General features: G+C 65.8%; 3 protein-coding genes. 1 reads left to right on the top strand and 2 read right to left on the bottom strand.

All coding sequences use genetic code 11. The annotated features are described in order from the left end of the window. Together G4P69_RS37020 and G4P69_RS37015 are read right to left on the bottom strand one after the other, a co-directional pair. The coding region (locus tag G4P69_RS37020; RefSeq protein WP_208354836.1) for a vWA domain-containing protein at positions 1-691 on the bottom strand (691 nt) is incomplete at its 3' end. Then, the gene (locus G4P69_RS37015; protein ID WP_208354834.1) at positions 688-1,659 is read right to left on the bottom strand and encodes a DUF58 domain-containing protein; all 972 of its coding nucleotides are present in this window, start codon (positions 1,657-1,659) and stop codon (positions 688-690) included. The genes G4P69_RS37015 and G4P69_RS37020, both read right to left, overlap by 4 nt. Positions 1,660-1,753: 94 nt before the next feature. Here G4P69_RS37015 and G4P69_RS37010 point away from each other — a divergent pair, with 94 nt between their 5' ends. Continuing rightward, complete coding sequence (locus tag G4P69_RS37010; protein WP_208354832.1) at positions 1,754-2,401, top strand: MBL fold metallo-hydrolase; 648 nt, start codon at positions 1,754-1,756, stop codon at positions 2,399-2,401. Positions 2,402-2,433 lie beyond the last annotated feature (32 nt).

The raw sequence follows: 2,433 nt of genomic DNA, 5'->3' as shown, positions 1-2,433 counted from the left end.
GTGTGCGGGGGTCGCCGATGGTCTCCGAGAGGGCGGGGATGACGCCGTCGGAATAGACGTAGAGCGGCGCTCCCGCCGTGAGCCCGACGTCTTCGACGACCTTGGGCCCGACGTAGGCCGACGCCAGTCGCACGGCTTCGTCGATGGAGGTTCCGGCGTCGGAGGGCTGGATGCCCTCGACCGCCGTGCGGAGCAGGGCCTTGTTCGAGGTGAACGTCTGCACGACTTCGGCGGCGGAATCGAAGGCGATCACCAGCGCCTCGGCGGCCCCCGACGTCTCGAACAGCCCGCCCGCGGGGAGTTCGTCGATGAACTTCAGCGCCTGAGCCTTCGACTTTTCGAGGCGTGAAGCGGGCTTGCCGTCCAGAGATTCATCCATCGTCGACATCGACGCCGAGCGGTCGATGAGGAGCACGGACTTCTGCGCCGTGCCGCCAGCACCCTTCCACTGCGGCTGGGCCAGACCGAACAACGCCGCGGCGAGGGCCAGCAGTTGCAGGAACAGCAGCAGGTTCCGGCGCAGCCGTTGGAACGGCGCGTTGGCCTGCAGGTCCTGCACGGCTTTCTTCCACAGCAGCGTGGAAGACACTTCGAGGTCGCGCCGCTTGAGCCGCAAGAAGTAGAGGATCAGCAGCGCCGGCACCGCCACCGCCGCGGCCCACGCGCCCACCATCGGGGTCAGCCAGGTCATTTCAACACCCCCCTGGAGCGGAGGTATTCGAGGATCAGCGTGTCCATGGCGATGTCGGACTGCACGGTGAGGTGCGTGATCTCGCGCCGTGCGCAGAAGAGTCTCAACTGGTCGCAGTACGCCGCGAGGTTATGCTTGTAGCGTTTCAGGAGCGGGGCGGAGATGGTGACCTCGGTGCGGTCGTCGTCCTCGACATCGCGGAGTCGCAGGTCGCCGCCGAGTTGCGGGTCGACTTCCTGCGGGCTGAGGACCTGGATGCAAACGAGGTCGTAGCCGCGCCCGGCGAGGTAAGTCAGACCCTGTTCGTAGCCCTCTTTGAAGAGGAAATCCGAGAGGATGACCATGACACCCTTGCCGGTGCGGGCTAGCGCGATCCGCTTGGCCGATTCGGTGAAGCGTGACGAGCCGCCGGTTTCGAGGCCGCAGAGGTATGCGCCCATCTCGGCGGCGCGGCGTTTGCCGCGGAGATTCTTCAGCGATGAAACGACGCCGCCGGAGCCTGTCCCAGAGGCAGGCTGGAAGCCTGCCCCACCGTCCGATGTGCCCCGCTCGGCGATCGCCGTGAACGTCACCCGGTGCAGGTTCGAGAGCGCGATGTAGCCGATCGCCGCGGCGGCCTTCTGGAGGCAGGCGAACTTCTCCGGCTCGCCGCACGCCTGGCTCTCGGAGCAGTCGATGACGACGTGCAGTGAGAGGTCCTCTTCTTCGAGGAACAGTTTCATGAACAAGCGGTCGAGCCGGCCGAAGATGTTCCAGTCGATGCGCCGCAGGTCGTCGCCCACGACATACTGACGGTGGTCGGCGAACTCGATGGACTCGCCGCGGCGGCGCGAGCGGCGTTCGCCTTTCATCCTGCCAATGAAGACCTTGCGCGACGCGATGTCCATCTGCGTCAGCCGGGCCACCAGCGGACCCGACAGCAGGTCGTCCAGTTTCGCGGGTCGGGATGGCGACGCGGTTCGCAGCATGGGGTCCCGGGCTTGGCGGCGTGCCTGACGCCTGCATCAAAGTCTACCGCGCGGACCGCCCAATCGCCGCACGCCCCATCCCTACACTCACCCCATGCCGACGCCAGAGATCGAGACATTTACCCTCGGCCCCTTCGCCACCAACTGCTACGTGGTTTCCATCCCCGGTTCCCCCGATAAATCCTGCTGGATCGTCGACGCCTCCTTCGGCCCCGGCGTGATGATCGACCACGTCCGTGCCGCCGGGCTGACCCCCACGGCCCTCATCCTCACCCACGCCCACGCCGACCATATCGCGGGGGTGGAGGAACTCCGCGAAGCGTTCACCGGGTTGCCGGTTCTTCTGCATGAGGCCGAGCGAGAGTTCATGTCCGACCCTTCGTTAAATCTCTCGGCGGGGTTCCCGCCCTATGTGATCTGCAAGCCCGCCGACCGGTATCTGAAGGCGGGCGAAGCGCTGACACTGTCCGGAACGAGTTGGCGTGTCCTCCACACCCCCGGCCACTCCCCCGGCGGCATCACCCTCGTCCACGACGACTCCCGCACCGCCCTGGTCGGCGACACGCTGTTCTTTAACTCTGTTGGGAGATTCGACTTCCCCACCTCGAACGAGGCTGATCTCACGCGGTCCATCCAGCAGACGCTGTACAAACTGCCACCGGAGACGAAGGTCTACCCCGGCCACGGGCCGCCGACCACCATCGCGAGAGAAATGAAGAGCAACCCGTTCGTTCGAGCGTGAAGCGAACGCTTGAGCGAGTTTCCGGATTTGCT

Source organism: Aetokthonos hydrillicola CCALA 1050 (assembly GCF_017591665.1).
Taxonomy (GTDB): domain Bacteria; phylum Cyanobacteriota; class Cyanobacteriia; order Cyanobacteriales; family Nostocaceae; genus Aetokthonos; species Aetokthonos hydrillicola.
This window is presented reverse-complemented; position numbering and strand designations above follow the sequence as displayed.